Annotated in this window: 11 protein-coding genes; 8 read left to right on the forward strand and 3 right to left on the reverse strand. The window is 71.4% G+C overall.

Annotated features, from left to right (window positions below; genetic code table 11):
• Positions 1-32 precede the first annotated feature (32 nt).
• Positions 33-1,700 (reverse strand): DUF4389 domain-containing protein, encoded by a 1,668-nt coding sequence (locus AC3A5R_RS09815; protein WP_487620578.1) that lies wholly within the window; start codon positions 1,698-1,700, stop codon positions 33-35.
• Positions 1,701-1,911: 211 nt separating this feature from the next.
• Here AC3A5R_RS09815 and AC3A5R_RS09820 point away from each other — a divergent pair, with 211 nt between their 5' ends.
• From AC3A5R_RS09820 to AC3A5R_RS09830, 3 genes are all read left to right on the forward strand, one after another.
• Positions 1,912-2,475, forward strand: a complete 564-nt coding sequence (locus AC3A5R_RS09820) for a flavodoxin family protein (protein ID WP_487620579.1) — start codon at positions 1,912-1,914, stop codon at positions 2,473-2,475.
• 294 nt (positions 2,476-2,769) lie between these two features.
• Positions 2,770-3,690 (forward strand): lysophospholipase, encoded by a 921-nt coding sequence (locus AC3A5R_RS09825; protein ID WP_487620580.1) that lies wholly within the window; start codon positions 2,770-2,772, stop codon positions 3,688-3,690.
• A gap of 229 nt (positions 3,691-3,919) precedes the next feature.
• Positions 3,920-5,440: a M28 family metallopeptidase gene (locus AC3A5R_RS09830; protein WP_487620581.1), complete on the forward strand. Its 1,521-nt coding sequence runs from the start codon at positions 3,920-3,922 to the stop codon at positions 5,438-5,440.
• 74 nt (positions 5,441-5,514) lie between these two features.
• Here AC3A5R_RS09830 and AC3A5R_RS09835 read toward each other — a convergent pair whose 3' ends face one another.
• Entirely contained in the window at positions 5,515-6,663 is a 1,149-nt protein-coding gene (locus tag AC3A5R_RS09835; protein WP_487620582.1) for a hypothetical protein, read from the reverse strand.
• A 179-nt stretch (positions 6,664-6,842) separates the two neighbouring features.
• On the opposite strand from AC3A5R_RS09835, the gene AC3A5R_RS09840 reads away from it, so the two are divergent.
• Both AC3A5R_RS09840 and AC3A5R_RS09845 read left to right on the forward strand, forming a co-directional pair.
• On the forward strand, positions 6,843-7,457 hold the full coding sequence (locus AC3A5R_RS09840; protein WP_487620583.1) for a hypothetical protein: 615 nt from the start codon (positions 6,843-6,845) through the stop codon (positions 7,455-7,457).
• 3 nt (positions 7,458-7,460) lie between these two features.
• Positions 7,461-8,795, forward strand: a complete 1,335-nt coding sequence (locus AC3A5R_RS09845) for a hypothetical protein (RefSeq protein WP_487620584.1) — start codon at positions 7,461-7,463, stop codon at positions 8,793-8,795.
• 58 nt (positions 8,796-8,853) lie between these two features.
• Here AC3A5R_RS09845 and AC3A5R_RS09850 read toward each other — a convergent pair whose 3' ends face one another.
• Entirely contained in the window at positions 8,854-9,378 is a 525-nt protein-coding gene (locus AC3A5R_RS09850; RefSeq protein ID WP_487620585.1) for a 2'-5' RNA ligase family protein, read from the reverse strand.
• A 60-nt stretch (positions 9,379-9,438) separates the two neighbouring features.
• Between AC3A5R_RS09850 and AC3A5R_RS09855 the strand changes: the two genes are divergently transcribed.
• The 3 genes from AC3A5R_RS09855 to AC3A5R_RS09865 all read left to right on the forward strand — a co-directional run bounded on the left by AC3A5R_RS09855 (position 9,439) and on the right by AC3A5R_RS09865 (position 12,472).
• Positions 9,439-9,840: a PPOX class F420-dependent oxidoreductase gene (locus AC3A5R_RS09855; RefSeq protein ID WP_487620586.1), complete on the forward strand. Its 402-nt coding sequence runs from the start codon at positions 9,439-9,441 to the stop codon at positions 9,838-9,840.
• Between the two features lie 75 nt (positions 9,841-9,915).
• Positions 9,916-10,821 carry an oxygenase MpaB family protein gene (locus AC3A5R_RS09860; RefSeq protein WP_487620587.1) on the forward strand — a complete coding sequence of 302 codons (906 nt, stop codon included), beginning with the start codon at positions 9,916-9,918 and terminating at the stop codon, positions 10,819-10,821.
• Positions 10,822-11,677: 856 nt separating this feature from the next.
• Positions 11,678-12,472: a hypothetical protein gene (locus AC3A5R_RS09865; RefSeq protein WP_487620588.1), complete on the forward strand. Its 795-nt coding sequence runs from the start codon at positions 11,678-11,680 to the stop codon at positions 12,470-12,472.
• The last annotated feature ends 60 nt before the right edge of the window (positions 12,473-12,532 follow it).

A 12,532-nucleotide genomic window follows, 5' to 3' on the forward strand; every position in this document is an offset into this window, starting at 1 on the left:
TCGGCCGGCCGGTCGGTCGGCCGATCGGCCGGTCACTCGGTCGGGGTGTGGTGCCTGAGGTCGGGCTGGCGGACGGCCTGGGGCTCAGCCGGCTGGGCCGACCCGTCCGGCGGAGGCGGGGGCGGCACCGACGCGTCGGGCGGAGGCGGGGGCGGCATGTCCGGCGGGACCACGGCGTCACTCCGGGGGCCGCTCGGCGGCAGGGGCTGCGGCAGCGCCTCGGACCCGCCGGTGTCGAACCGGAACGGCGGGTAGACGTCGGTCATGAGCGCCGCGTAGGCCATGACCCGGTACACCCAGCGGTTGAGACCGATGACGACGTCGAAGAGGCCGCGCGGCATCGACCCGCTGAAGAGCAGCACGAGGCCGGCGACGAACACGAGGACGCTGAGCACTCCCGGCCAGCCGCCGACGCGCACGCCGTTCTCACTGGTGCGCGACTGGGTGCCCGCGATGAGGGCCACGACGATCCAGTGCGGCAGCAGGAGCAGCCACTTGACGAAGATCAGCCCGCGCGACAGGCGCTCGGGGTAGGCGACGTCGAGTCGGGCGTCGTCACCGGGCTGCGGGTCGAGCGAGAACTCCGGGTAGCGGTCGGTGCCGAGCCCGCCGGTGCTGCAGTAGTGCATGACCCGCCAGCTCCAGCGCATGACACCGACGTTGAAGTCGAAGAGGCCGCGCGGGTAGTGGGCGGTGAAGAGGATCGCGAACCAGGCGATGACCGTCGTGACGCCGAACGCGATCCAGAGCGCCAGCAGGACGATGAAGTGCGGAATCGCGAGGAACCACTTGACGAGCCACATCCAGCGCGACAGGTCCGGCGCGATACGCGCCTCGAGCACGACGGGATGCTCGGCCGTTGGCATCACGGCTCCCGCGAAGGCAGCGGGTGTGGGAACGAACCCCGCCCCCGGGTTCTCCCCCGACGCCTGACTGGTCTGTCCGGTCTGACTGGTCTGCCCGGTGCCGATGGGGACGGCCCCCATGGCCACCGGGGACCCGGTCGGGGGCGGTGCACCCGAACCGTTCCGGGCGCGGTCGCTGCCGCGCACCCCGGCCACGACGAGCAGCACGCCGGCGACGAACATCACGAGGCCGATGACGACCATCGCGATGGCGACGGGGACGAGCGCCGAGGACTTGACGCCGACGACGGCGGTGGTGGACACCCCGGGCTGGCCCGACGCGTTGAGCACCGCGATGCTCCAGCTGCCGGAGGTTGCGGTCCAGGTGAGCGTCTGCGTGCCGGTGCCCGACGCCTTGGCGGCCCAGAAGGTCTGGGCGCCGGGCGGCTGGACCGACCCGCTGCCGGGCACCGCCTGGGTGGTGACGACACCGTTGGTGCCGAGCCGGACGACCTGGTCGTGGGCGGCGCCGGCGAGGTACTGGTTCAGGTCGGCCGACGGGGCGACGCCGACGAAGACGGGGTTGACTCCCTCGGCCGGGGTCACGGACACGCGCAGCTGGAGGTCGAGGCGGTCGACGACGGCGCTCGGCCCGTCGAGGCGCACCACCGACTGCGGCGAGGTGACGGCGACGCCGGTGGAGGCGAGGCGGTCGATGGTCACCGAGTGCCACCCGCCCGAGTCCCGCGTCACCGCCTCGAACACCCCGATCGCACCACCGCCGATGAGCAGGCCCAACCCCGGCAGCAGGAGCAGGCAGCCGATGACCAACATGACGACATGACGTGTTCTCATGGCGAACTCCATTGACGGCTCTACACCTTCGACGCTAGGCCGGTCTCACAGGCAGGTCTCGGGAATGTGACTCAGGAGTCGTGGAAACCGGCCGTCTGTCGCCCGTCATGCGGGGTTTCGGTCGATGTGCGAGGGACACGTCGTCTCCTGAGTCACCTTTTCGATGCGGCGCGGCCGGGGCGGCGGGACGATGGAAACGGAGGCAGAGCCCATGAGCATCCTGATCGTCTACGAGTCCATGTTCGGCAACACGGCCGCGATCGCGGAGGCCATCGCCGACGGGATCCGCCACCCACGCGGTGCGCCGCCCGGCAGCCCACCAGGCACCCGAACCCCAGAACCGGGCGGCCACCCCACCACGGTCTGCGTCCTCCCCGTGACGCAGGCGTCCAGCACCATCCCGGACGACGTGCAGCTGCTGCTCGTCGGCGGCCCGACCCACGCGTTCTCGATGTCCCGCGACTCGACGCGTGCCGACGCCGCCCGGCAGGGCGGGTGGGGGTCGGTGCGGCGCGGCATCCGCGAGTGGATCCACGACCTCGCCCCCGACGAGGACCTGCGGGTGCTCACCTTCGACACGCGCGTGCACGTCCGGATGATGCCGGGGTCGGCGGCCAAGCAGGCCGCGATCGCGTTGCGCCACCAGGGTTTCCGACGCGCTGAGCGCGGTCAGAGCTTCTGGGTCGGCGGCGTCTCCGGACCGCTGTCGCACGACGAGCTCGTGCGCGCCCGCGCCTGGGGCGGCTTCCTCGCCACCCTCCTCGTCCCCGCCTGAGGCGTCATCGACGCTGACGGTGGGTGACGCGCCCGGCGTGGCGAGGCGCGTCCGGGCGAAAAATATGGGGCCCGGCTCGCTGTGCGAGTCCGGGCCCCGGTGACGGTTCACGTACCACATCGGGCCAACCGTCGAAGTCTTTGCGTCGTCATGAATTCTTCCGACTTGGTTCAATGAAACGGCGCAGACACGCCGAATAGGGTCGATTGCGGATTCCTTGCGCCAATGCAGCAGGGGCCTTGCGACGCGTCATACAGTTCCCGCAGGACCCCCCGAGCCCCCGCGAGGACCACGATGCAGAGCAGCACGTTCACGCTGACCACCCCCGACGGCACCGAGGTGTTCGTCAACCGCTGGCTGCCCGACGGCGAGGTCAAGGGCGTCGTCCAGATCTCGCACGGCATGGTCGAGCACTCGTCCCGGTACGCCCGGTTCGCCGAGCGGCTGACCGCGCGCGGCTACGCCGTCTATGCGTCCGACCACCGGGGCCACGGCCGCACGGCGGGCACCCGCGGGTACTTCGCGGCCGACGAGGGGTGGCAGACCGTCGTCGACGACCTGCGCGCCGTCACCGACCGCGCGCGCGAGGAGCACCCGGGCCGGCCGGTCTTCCTCGTCGGGCAGAGCATGGGCAGCTTCCTGGCCCGGTCCTACGCGGCCCAGCACGGGGCGTTGCTCGCCGGCCTCGTGCTGTCCGGCACCGCCGGCAGCGCCGGGCCGCTCGGCAACGTCGGCATCCTCGTCGCGACCGCCCAGGCGCGCATCCGCGGCCACGAGCACGTGAGCGGCCTCATGAACTCGCTGACGTTCGGGCAGTACAACGCGGCCTTCAAGCCGACGCGCACCGACTTCGACTGGCTCTCGCGCGACCCCGCCGAGGTGGACAAGTACGTGGCCGACCCCGACTGCGGGTTCGTGTTCACGGCCGGTGGCTACATCGACCTGCTCAAGGGCCTGGCCGCCGTCAACACCGACCGCGTCGCCTCGCGCATCCCCAAGACCCTGCCGGTCCACCTCGCGTCCGGCGCGATGGACCCGGTCGGCAACAAGGGCAAGGGCGTGCAGGAGGTCGCCGACCAGCTGCGACGCGTCGGGGTCGAGGACGTCACCGTGACGATCTGGCCGGGCGCCCGGCACGAGATCCTCAACGAGACGAACCGCGACGAGGTCGAGACCGAGATTGCCGACTGGATCGACGCCCACCTCCCCGCCTGACGCGCTTCGCTCCGTTCCCGCCAGAGCGTCCGTTCCGTCCCTGTGCAGGAGCGGCGCCGTGCCGCTACCGTCGTCAGATCGGGGAAGTCGCCACCACACGGCGGGCGACGAGGTCCGCCTGCACGGTCCGGCGGTCGTCGACGTCGCGCCACACGCACGTCAAGGAAACCGCTGTCGCCGGGCGGAGTCCGAGCGTCGATGCCCGGCGCGAGATCTTCGGAGCACTCACATGGACCGAGCATTTCGCCCTGCCGTCGCGGCTTTCGCCGCTGCGGTCCTCGCTGGTATCGGCGCGCTCAGCGCGTCGACCGCTTCAGCCGCCGCACCGCCGAGCGCGTGCGGCACGAGAGTCAACAACACGACCGCCCTGCTGCTCGAGTGCGTCACGCTCGACGGCGTGCGCGAGCACCAGGCCGCCCTGCAGGCCATCGCCGATGCCAACGGCGGCACGCGCGTCTCCGGCAGCGCCGGCTACGACGCATCGGTCGACTACGTCGCCGGACGCCTGCGCGCCGCGGGCTGGCGCGTCACCACCCAGCCGTTCCAGTTCCAGACCTTCGTGTCGCTGACGCCGTCGGTGCTGCAGCAGGTGTCGCCGGGGCCCGTCGGCGCGCTCCCCCACGCGATCATGAGCTACTCGGGCAGCGGCGACGTCACCGCGGCGGTGAGCAGACCGTCCGGAGACGTCCGCGGCTGCACCGCCGCGGACTGGGCCGGGTTCGTGCCGGGCAGCATCGCGCTCGTTTCGCGGGGCACCCCCGACGGGCAGCCGGCGTGCACGTTCGCGATCAAGACACGCAACGCGCTGGCTGCCGGCGCGGTCGGTGTCGTCATCTACAACAACGCCGCCGGCCCGCTCAACGGGACGCTCGGGGCCGACTTCACCGAGAACATCGGGGTCGTCGGCATCGAGCAGTCGCTCGGCTTCCAGCTCGCCTCCACGCCCGGGCTCGTCCTGCGGCTGAAGACTGACACCCTGCGCGGCATCGCGACGACGGCCAACGTCCTGGCCGAGCTGCCGGGCAAGAACACCGGCAACGTCGTCATGGCCGGCGCGCACCTCGACTCGGTCAACGCCGGGCCGGGCATCAACGACAACGGCAGCGGATCGGCGGCTCTTCTCGAGGTGGCCGAGAACCTCGGAAAGGTCAAGCCGCAGAACACGATCCGCATCGCATGGTGGGCCGCCGAGGAGTCGAACCTCGTCGGGTCGACCCACTACGTCAACAACCTGTCGACGGCCGAGCTGCAGCGCCTCGCGCTCTACCTCAACTTCGACATGGTCGGCTCGCCGAACCACGTCTTCTTCGTCTACGACGGCGATGACTCCGACAACGAGGGCGCCGGGCCCGGGCCGTCCGGTTCGGCGCAGATCGAGAAGACGTTCGAGGCCTTCTACGCCGCGCGTGGCATCCCGTTCAAGGGCACCGACTTCAGCGGGCGCTCCGACTACGGGCCGTTCATCGCCAACGGGGTGCCCTCGGGCGGCCTGTTCACCGGTGCCGAGGGCGTCAAGACGGCCGCGGAGGCAGCGCTGTGGGGCGGCAGCGCCGGCCAGGCGTATGACCCGTGCTACCACCAGGCCTGCGACACGTACGCGAACGTCAACCTGACCGCGCTCGACGTCAACAGCGACGCCATCGCCGACGCCGTGCTGCGCTACGGCATGAGCACCTCGCTCATCAACGGGACCAAGTCGAAGGGCAACTTCCGCCCGCCGGCCGCCACCAGCGCGCCCGCCACGCGCTGACGCCTCAGCCCCGGACGCGTCGGTGAAGGAGGCCGACGCGTCCGGGGCTGACGCTTTGGTGCAAGGCAGACGCGTCAGGTGAGCGGGGTGCCGACCGGGAGCCCGGCGAGGGCGCCGTCGGGCACGACGTGCACGCAGCCCCACTCGAGGCCCAGACGCGTCATGACGTCGGGGCTCGTCACGTGCCGCAGACGGCCGGCCTCGGCGTACCAGACCGGCGCCGAGTTCTGCTCGCGGAGCAGGGTGTGGTCGCGCGGGGTCGACCGGAGCCCGGCGAGCGAGCCCTGCGGGATCTCCCGCACGGCATTCCAGTCGAGGTGCAGCGTGTCCATCCACGCCGGCGACGGGATGCCGAACGCCTTGCCGCCGTACACGACGTAGACGCCGTCGGTGCCGCGCTCGCGCACCAGCGTCCCGTTGCCGGGGCACGTCGACACGTGGGCCATCGAGCCGGGCTTGGCCGCCACGACGTCGGTCCAGCGGTAGCCGCCGGCGTCGAGCTCGGCGGGCGACGGGATCCAGAACGCGGCCCCGCCGCGGATGACGTTGATGCGCGGGTCGGTCGAGTCGTGCAGGAGGCGGCCGTTGGCGAGCCACGACGGCGTCTTGCGGCTGTGCGAGCCGACGAAGAGGCCGCGCCACGTCTTGCCGTTGCTGCCGGTGATGGCTCGCTCGGCGGGGTCGTCGACGGTCGTGAGGCGGATCCGCACCTCGACACCGGGGTTGTTGTTGTCGTAGACGAGGACGTAGGTGTAGCGGCTGTCCTGCTCCCAGCCGTAGGCGACGACCTGGTGGTCGTGACCGAGCTGCGTGACGTCGCGGGCCTGGGTCAGGCCGAGCAGCACGGGCTGGCCGGAGTTGAGCCGCGCCTTGAGCTTCGGCAGCTCGTCCTCGCGGGTCATCCGGGCAACTCCCTTGCCGCGCAGCCAGGTCGGGTGGTCGAGACTCGTCGCGTACTGCACGAACTTCACGCCGTTGTCGACGAAGGTGTCCATGAGCCGGTCGTAGACGTAGTCGGCCAGGAGCGTGCCGTCCTGCGGGAGCGTGCGGTTGTCCGGCACGCCGAGACCGGCGTACCAGTAGTCCATCGACGCGGCCGCCATGCCGCCGCAGCGGCCGCCGGTCGTGACGTCGATGCCGAGCGCGGGGATCCGCAGCACGTGGTTGGTGAAGGAGTTGCTGAACGCGAAGCCGTGCTCGGCCGGCGTGAAGGCGATGCGCATGGTGGTGCTCTTTCTGCTCTGGTGGAACGGTTCGGGGAGAGGAGGTTTCGGCGGCCGGCTCTGAGACTGAGCGCCGCTACTCAAACCGTCCGTTTCGTCGGTATCCAGCGCGGGGTGTCGCGCCTCTGACGAGTGGACGCCCGCCGCCGGGGCGGGCCACGGCCGTTCGGGGGTCCACCATGCGCGCGACGCCATTGGTCGTCCTGCCTGCTCGACGCGGTACGGGAGGGGTGGTCGCGGCGCTCGCCGCCGTCGCACTGGCCGGGGCCCTCGGAGCGTGCACCGGCGCGCCGGGCGGGTCGAGCTCCTCGCCGCCGACCACATCGCTTCCTCCGTCGACGTCCGCCGCCCCGACGAGCGACCTGCCGACCAGCGACCTCCCGACGACCGACCTGCCGACGACGGACCCACCCACCACGAACGCATCGGGCGTCGTGCCGACCGACCTCGTCGGCAGCTGGCAGAGCATCGACCAGGGCTCGGCCGAGGTGCTCTACCGGATCCACCAGGACGGCTCGTTCGAGCGGGCCGAGGTCATGATGCAGGCGCGGACGAGCGGCACCTTCGAGATGCAGGTGGCGACGAAGGGGACGCTGTCGGTCGAGGACGGGACGCTGCGCGTACGGCCGAGCGGCGGCTGGCAGACCCTCCACGACCCGGACTCCCCCAGCGGCAGCTACGACCACCAGCCGCTCGACGACCTCTCCGTCGAGACGTACCAGTGGTCGTTCGACGGGCCCCGCATCGTGCTCGTCGGGCCGTACGGCGCCGTGCCGTACGAGCGGGCGGGCTGACGCGTGGCCGGTGGGTCGGCGTCGGGACCTTCGGGGACGCAACGGGTTCCGGCGCCGGCCGGGCCGCTCACGCGGGCGTGGCGGGCGGCGTCGACGAACGCGGCGCAGGTCGTCGTCAGCGTCGTCGTGGCCGGACTGCTGGCGCTGGCCACCTGGCTCGCGTCGCAGGCGTCGGGGGCGTGGACCTCGTCGACGCGTCTGGAGACGAAGGCGGCCGCGCTGCTCGGGGAGGACCTGCGGCACGTGTACCAGGACGAGGTGCCGCTGGCGCTCGAGGTGTCGCTGATGCAGGTGCGCGCGGATGCGCTCGACGCGGCCGGCGCGGGGTCGCCGGCGGCCGCGGTCGAGGCGCGGGTGCTGCGCAAGGCGTCGGGTGAGCTGCGCGCGGCCCTGGGCTCGTCGTCGTCGCTGCTGGCCGAGAAGTACGCCGGCGCCGACCACGGGTACGCGGTGAACCGGCGGCTCGCCGACGTCGTCGGCTCCTCGGCACTCGTGGCGCGGGCCGACGTGCTCGATGCGGTGGCCGAGGGCGACCGCTACGCGGCCGGCGCGCTGTGGGCTGCGGGCGGGGCCGTGGCGCTGGCGCTCGGGTACGTCGTGGTCCGCGTCCTGACGCGTCGGGGCCGGGCGAGGGGGCCGGCAGGGGCTGCAACGACTGCCGTGGCGGAGCCCGACATCGGCGTCGTGCCGGGGCCCTGGCAGGAACGGACGGCGCTGACGCGGCTGGCGGCCGGTGCGGCCCTGCTCGCGTGGCTGCTGCTGCCGGCGCTGACGGCCGCGCAGCTCGTGCTCGGCACCGCCGCGGCGTCCGACGGCGCGTCGGGGTCGCGCCGGGCCACCGGTCTCGGCAGCACGATCCTCGCCACCCAGCTGCGGGAGGGGCTCGTCGCCGGCGCGGCGCAGTCGGTGGTCCGGGCGCAGATGGTGTCGCTGGCTCGGCGGTTCGTCGACGTGCAGGCGCAGGACCCCGGGCAGGAGGCCATCGCATTCGCGGACGGGCAGGCCGCCGACGCGTGGGCCCGGTTGTCGGCGCGGATGCTCGAGCTGCCGACCCATGCCGATGGCGTCGACGCCGACATCGTGCAGCTGCTCGCGTCCGGCGACACCGAAGTGGCCGCCGACCTGCGGCTGCAGCAGGAGGCGGTCGACGCGTCGGACCGGGCGGGCGGGGCGGCTGACCTGCTGTCGCTCGCGGTGCTGCTCGCCGGCCTGACCGCCGCGGTGGCCGCGATGGCGAAGGTCGCCGGTCGTACTGCACGGCTCGCCACCGTGGCGGCCGCCGGTCTCGTCGCGGCCGCGGTCGTCGTGGCCGGCGTCGCCGTCCTCCACGCCACCTGACGAGCGCCCGGACGCGTCGGGCCGGACCCGGACGCGCCGGGCTGGGCGGACGCGTCGGTCAGGGGACGCCGGTCAGCGGCCACCGGCGTCCGTCGGCGGTGTCGACGAGCGCCGCGTGGTCGCAGTGGAGGGTCAGCGGCAGCACGTCGGCGACGGCCGTGACCGCAAGAGGGAGCTGCGCGGCCGTCAGCCCGGTGGAGACCGACACGTGCGGCACCCAGTGGCCGGGGTCGTAGTGCTTGTGGATCGTCGCGCCGGTGTCGCGGAGGGCGGCGACGGCGCGCTCCTGCCGGGCCGCGGTCGCCGGGGTGACCGAGCAGGCCAGCGCCGCACGTCCGCGCGGGAACGACACGGTGCCCTGCACGGCGATGTCGACCGGACCGTCGTCGGGCAGTGCTGCGGTGGCGGCGAGGACGGCGTCGAGGTCCCACTCGAGGCAGACGCCGTACGACAGGTGCGGCACGTGCCGACCGTGCGTGTGGGTCAGGAGGGTGGCGATGCCGCGCTCCTCGAGCCGCTCCCACAGGCGTCGGACCGTCCGGTCGGACGGCGGGTCGAGCAGGAGGCAGAGCGCGAGCGCCATGCCTCATTGTGGCGGGGTCATCGTCGGCGGTCCGCGAAGGCGCGTGCATAGGGTGGGCGGATGGAGACCCCGTGCGACCTCGACGTCGTCGCCGCCCACCGCTACGTGTCGCTCACGACCTTCCGCCGCGACGGGACGCCGGTGTCGACGCCGGTGTGGGTGGCACGCGATGGTGGCGAGCTCGTCGTCGTCACGGTCGACCCGGCGGGAAAGCTCAAGCGGCTGAAGCACACCGCGCGAATCGAGCTGCGGCCGTGCGACATCCGCGGACGCATCGCGCCGGGTGCCCCGACGTACGAGGGCACGGCCCGCGTCGACCGGACTCCGGAGGGAGTCGCCGCGGTGAAGCGGGCGATGGGGCGCAAGTACGTCATGGCGCGGCTCGGCGACATGATCGCGGGCGTGACGTCGTGGGCGGTCAAGCGGCAGCCACGGGCCGGCATCCGGATCACGCTGGCCTGAGGCAACCGGGCCCAGTGCGCACCAACGTTGGACAGCGCGCTTGGGAGTGTCAGGTTCCTCCCCTAGCGTGACGGCATGACCCTCCAACCGGTGACGCGCGCGCTCCAGCGCCGCCTCGGGATGATGCTGCGCGACAAGGTCGCCGGCGACGACGCCCCGGCGCGGGCTGCGCGGATCTGGGGCGCGGAGGGCGAGCGGTGGTTCGTGCCGACCGACCCGGTATGGCGGGTGCACGCCGACGCGTCGATGTTCCCGGGCGGCATCACCTCGCTGCTGCTGCAGATGCTGCACCCGATGGCGATGGCCGGGGTCGCCGGGCACAGCGGCTACAAGAGCGACCCGTGGGGGCGGCTCCAGCGCACGAGCCACTACCTCGCGACGACGACCTTCGGCACGGTGGAGCACGCCGAGGAGGCCATCGCCCACGTGCGCGAGATCCACGAACGCGTGCGCGGGCGTGACGAGCTCGGTCGGCCGTACCGGGCCAGCGACCCGCACCTGCTGACGTGGGTGCACGTCGCGGAGGTCGACTCCTTCCTGCGCGCGTACCAGGCCTTCGCGGCTGCGCCGCTGACCGACGCCGAGGCCGACGTGTACGTGCGACAGGCGGGCGTGCCGGCGGCGCTTCTGGGGGTACCGACGCCTCCCGCATCGGTCGCCGAGCTGCGCGCCGTGCTCGCGTCGTACCGACCCGAGCTCGAGGCCACCGAGGCCGCCCGCGAGGCGGCCCGGTTCCTGCTGCTCGACCCGCCGCTGCCGTGGACGGCACGGCCGGGCTACGGCGTGCTGGCCGCCGGTGGCGTGTCCCTCCTGCCGGGGTGGGCGCGGCAGATGCTCGGGTTGCCGGTGCCGGACCCCGTCGCGCGGTACGTGGGGCGCCCGCTCGGCCACCTCGGCGCGGCGACGGTGCGGTGGGGCATGGCCGGCCTGGGCGAGCGCCGCCCCTCCGACGTCCGCGAAGAGCCGTCGCCCGCCGCCTGACGCCGCCCGGCTTCGAGGGCGCCCGCAGGCCTGGCAAACACCGGCTCCCGATCGGAAGCGCGCCGAGCGGCGCGTGAGTTTCAGGTTCAGGAGATCTTGACGTGAAACGCGGCGTAGCCTGAAAAGGATGCCTCGGAGGTGGTGACGTCCCGATGGTGCGTCGAATGTGCGCGCTTGCGCTAGTCATCGGAGTGACCGCGGCAACCGCTGCCTGCGATTCGACACGCAATGGAGCGACAACAGCGGTCAGAGCCCAGATTCGGCCGACCCCTTCACCCACCCTCAGAGGCAGTCCCGCCACCAAGTTCACGAACGTGAGGTACGGCGGTCTGACCGAGGAACAGGTGAACCAGTTTCGCGAAGAGTGCAGGGGAAGCTTGGGCGTACCGGGCACGAACGACAGATGCCGACTGCCTGCTCAGATCCCCCGCTGCACGTCACAGTTCAGTCGTTGCATTGTTCTTGGCGCGATAGCCGGCCGGAACGTCGGCGTGGTCCAGATCTTCGACCAAGAGTCCGGGCAACCCGCTTGTAGCGACGGAGCTCCCTGCGACGTCATCGTGGTCAGGGAAGAGGTGACAAGGCGAGTCAAAGTCGTCACGCCCTCGGCTGTAACCAGCGCCACGAAGACCCTGAGCACGACCAGCGGTGGCGCGGCTACTAGTTCAACTGCGACGTCGACAACGGATGTGACGCCATCGATCACGACCCCGTCCTCGAGCCTGCCAGCCCTTGAATCTCCGTCGCAGAGCCTACCGTGATACCCGGACGAGTCGCCCATCCCGGGGGTGGGGGGAACACCACTACCACACAGACATTATCCAAAGTCTTGGCGTTCTTGGCGCCTACTGGAATTTTGACAGGGATCTTCTACTATTTTGGCTATATTAGCGCAAAATATTTCTACGGCTATTTCGGTATATCTCTCAGCGCCCTGGACCTGCCCCCCAGCCAATACTTCATCCAGACCACCGACACGGTCTTTCGCCCTCTCGCCACTTTGGTGATCATTTCTCTGCTCGCTCTTCTTGCACATCTGGCGATCGAGAACTCGTCCTTCTCCCGAGGGAGGCGTGCGAGAAGTCTCGCTTTCACGCTGCTCGCCGTCAGCGTCATCTTCGCTCTGATCGGGCTGGTCGGCCTGTACACGGGTTTGGGTGGTGTCCCCTCAGCAATTTCCCTCGCCGTGGCCGTCGTCCTGACGGAGTATGCCCTGTGGCTCGCGCCCCGATCCACGGAGAGCGGAAGTCAACTCAGGGCGGTCGCATCGTCGAGAGTTGTGGTTCGCCGCGGGATCTTTGCCGCCATTTTCCTTCTGGCGATCTTCTGGGCGACCACAGACGCGGCATTTGAGCGCGGGCTGGAGCGTGCCCACATCATCGAACGGAGCCTCGGTGGCCTGGACCGAGCCGTCGTCTACTCCAGTGCGCAGCTCCACCTTCCCGACACGGTGACCACCATGACCCGCCTGTCAGGTGACGGCAAGGACTACACATTCCGCTACGACGGACTGCACCCTCTCATCTATGCCCACGGGAGGTGGTACCTCGTTCCCCTTGGGTGGTCTCACGACAATTCGGACACCGTTGTCGTGCTGCAGGATTCTCCAGGCCAGATCCGCGTCGATCTGGCGCCTGGCCCCTACGGGTGAACACGAGCGCCAAGGCCCCACGGAGCCGGTTCCTCAACGGCGACCCAGCTTCGCTGTGGT

Source organism: Intrasporangium sp. Soil_C_50 (genome assembly GCF_057656595.1).

Bases quoted from the DNA above. Each gene is read 5' to 3' on its own strand.
- AC3A5R_RS09860 (WP_487620587.1), top strand. From the start codon at position 9,916: ATGACCCTCCAACCGGTGACGCGCGCGCTCCAGCGCCGCCTCGGGATG.
- AC3A5R_RS09835 (WP_487620582.1), bottom strand. From the start codon at position 6,663: ATGCGCATCGCCTTCACGCCGGCCGAGCACGGCTTCGCGTTCAGCAAC.
- AC3A5R_RS09815 (WP_487620578.1), bottom strand. From the start codon at position 1,700: ATGAGAACACGTCATGTCGTCATGTTGGTCATCGGCTGCCTGCTCCTG.
- AC3A5R_RS09840 (WP_487620583.1), top strand. From the start codon at position 6,843: ATGCGCGCGACGCCATTGGTCGTCCTGCCTGCTCGACGCGGTACGGGA.
- AC3A5R_RS09850 (WP_487620585.1), bottom strand. From the start codon at position 9,378: ATGGCGCTCGCGCTCTGCCTCCTGCTCGACCCGCCGTCCGACCGGACG.
- AC3A5R_RS09855 (WP_487620586.1), top strand. From the start codon at position 9,439: ATGGAGACCCCGTGCGACCTCGACGTCGTCGCCGCCCACCGCTACGTG.
- AC3A5R_RS09830 (WP_487620581.1), top strand. From the start codon at position 3,920: ATGGACCGAGCATTTCGCCCTGCCGTCGCGGCTTTCGCCGCTGCGGTC.
- AC3A5R_RS09825 (WP_487620580.1), top strand. From the start codon at position 2,770: ATGCAGAGCAGCACGTTCACGCTGACCACCCCCGACGGCACCGAGGTG.
- AC3A5R_RS09820 (WP_487620579.1), top strand. From the start codon at position 1,912: ATGAGCATCCTGATCGTCTACGAGTCCATGTTCGGCAACACGGCCGCG.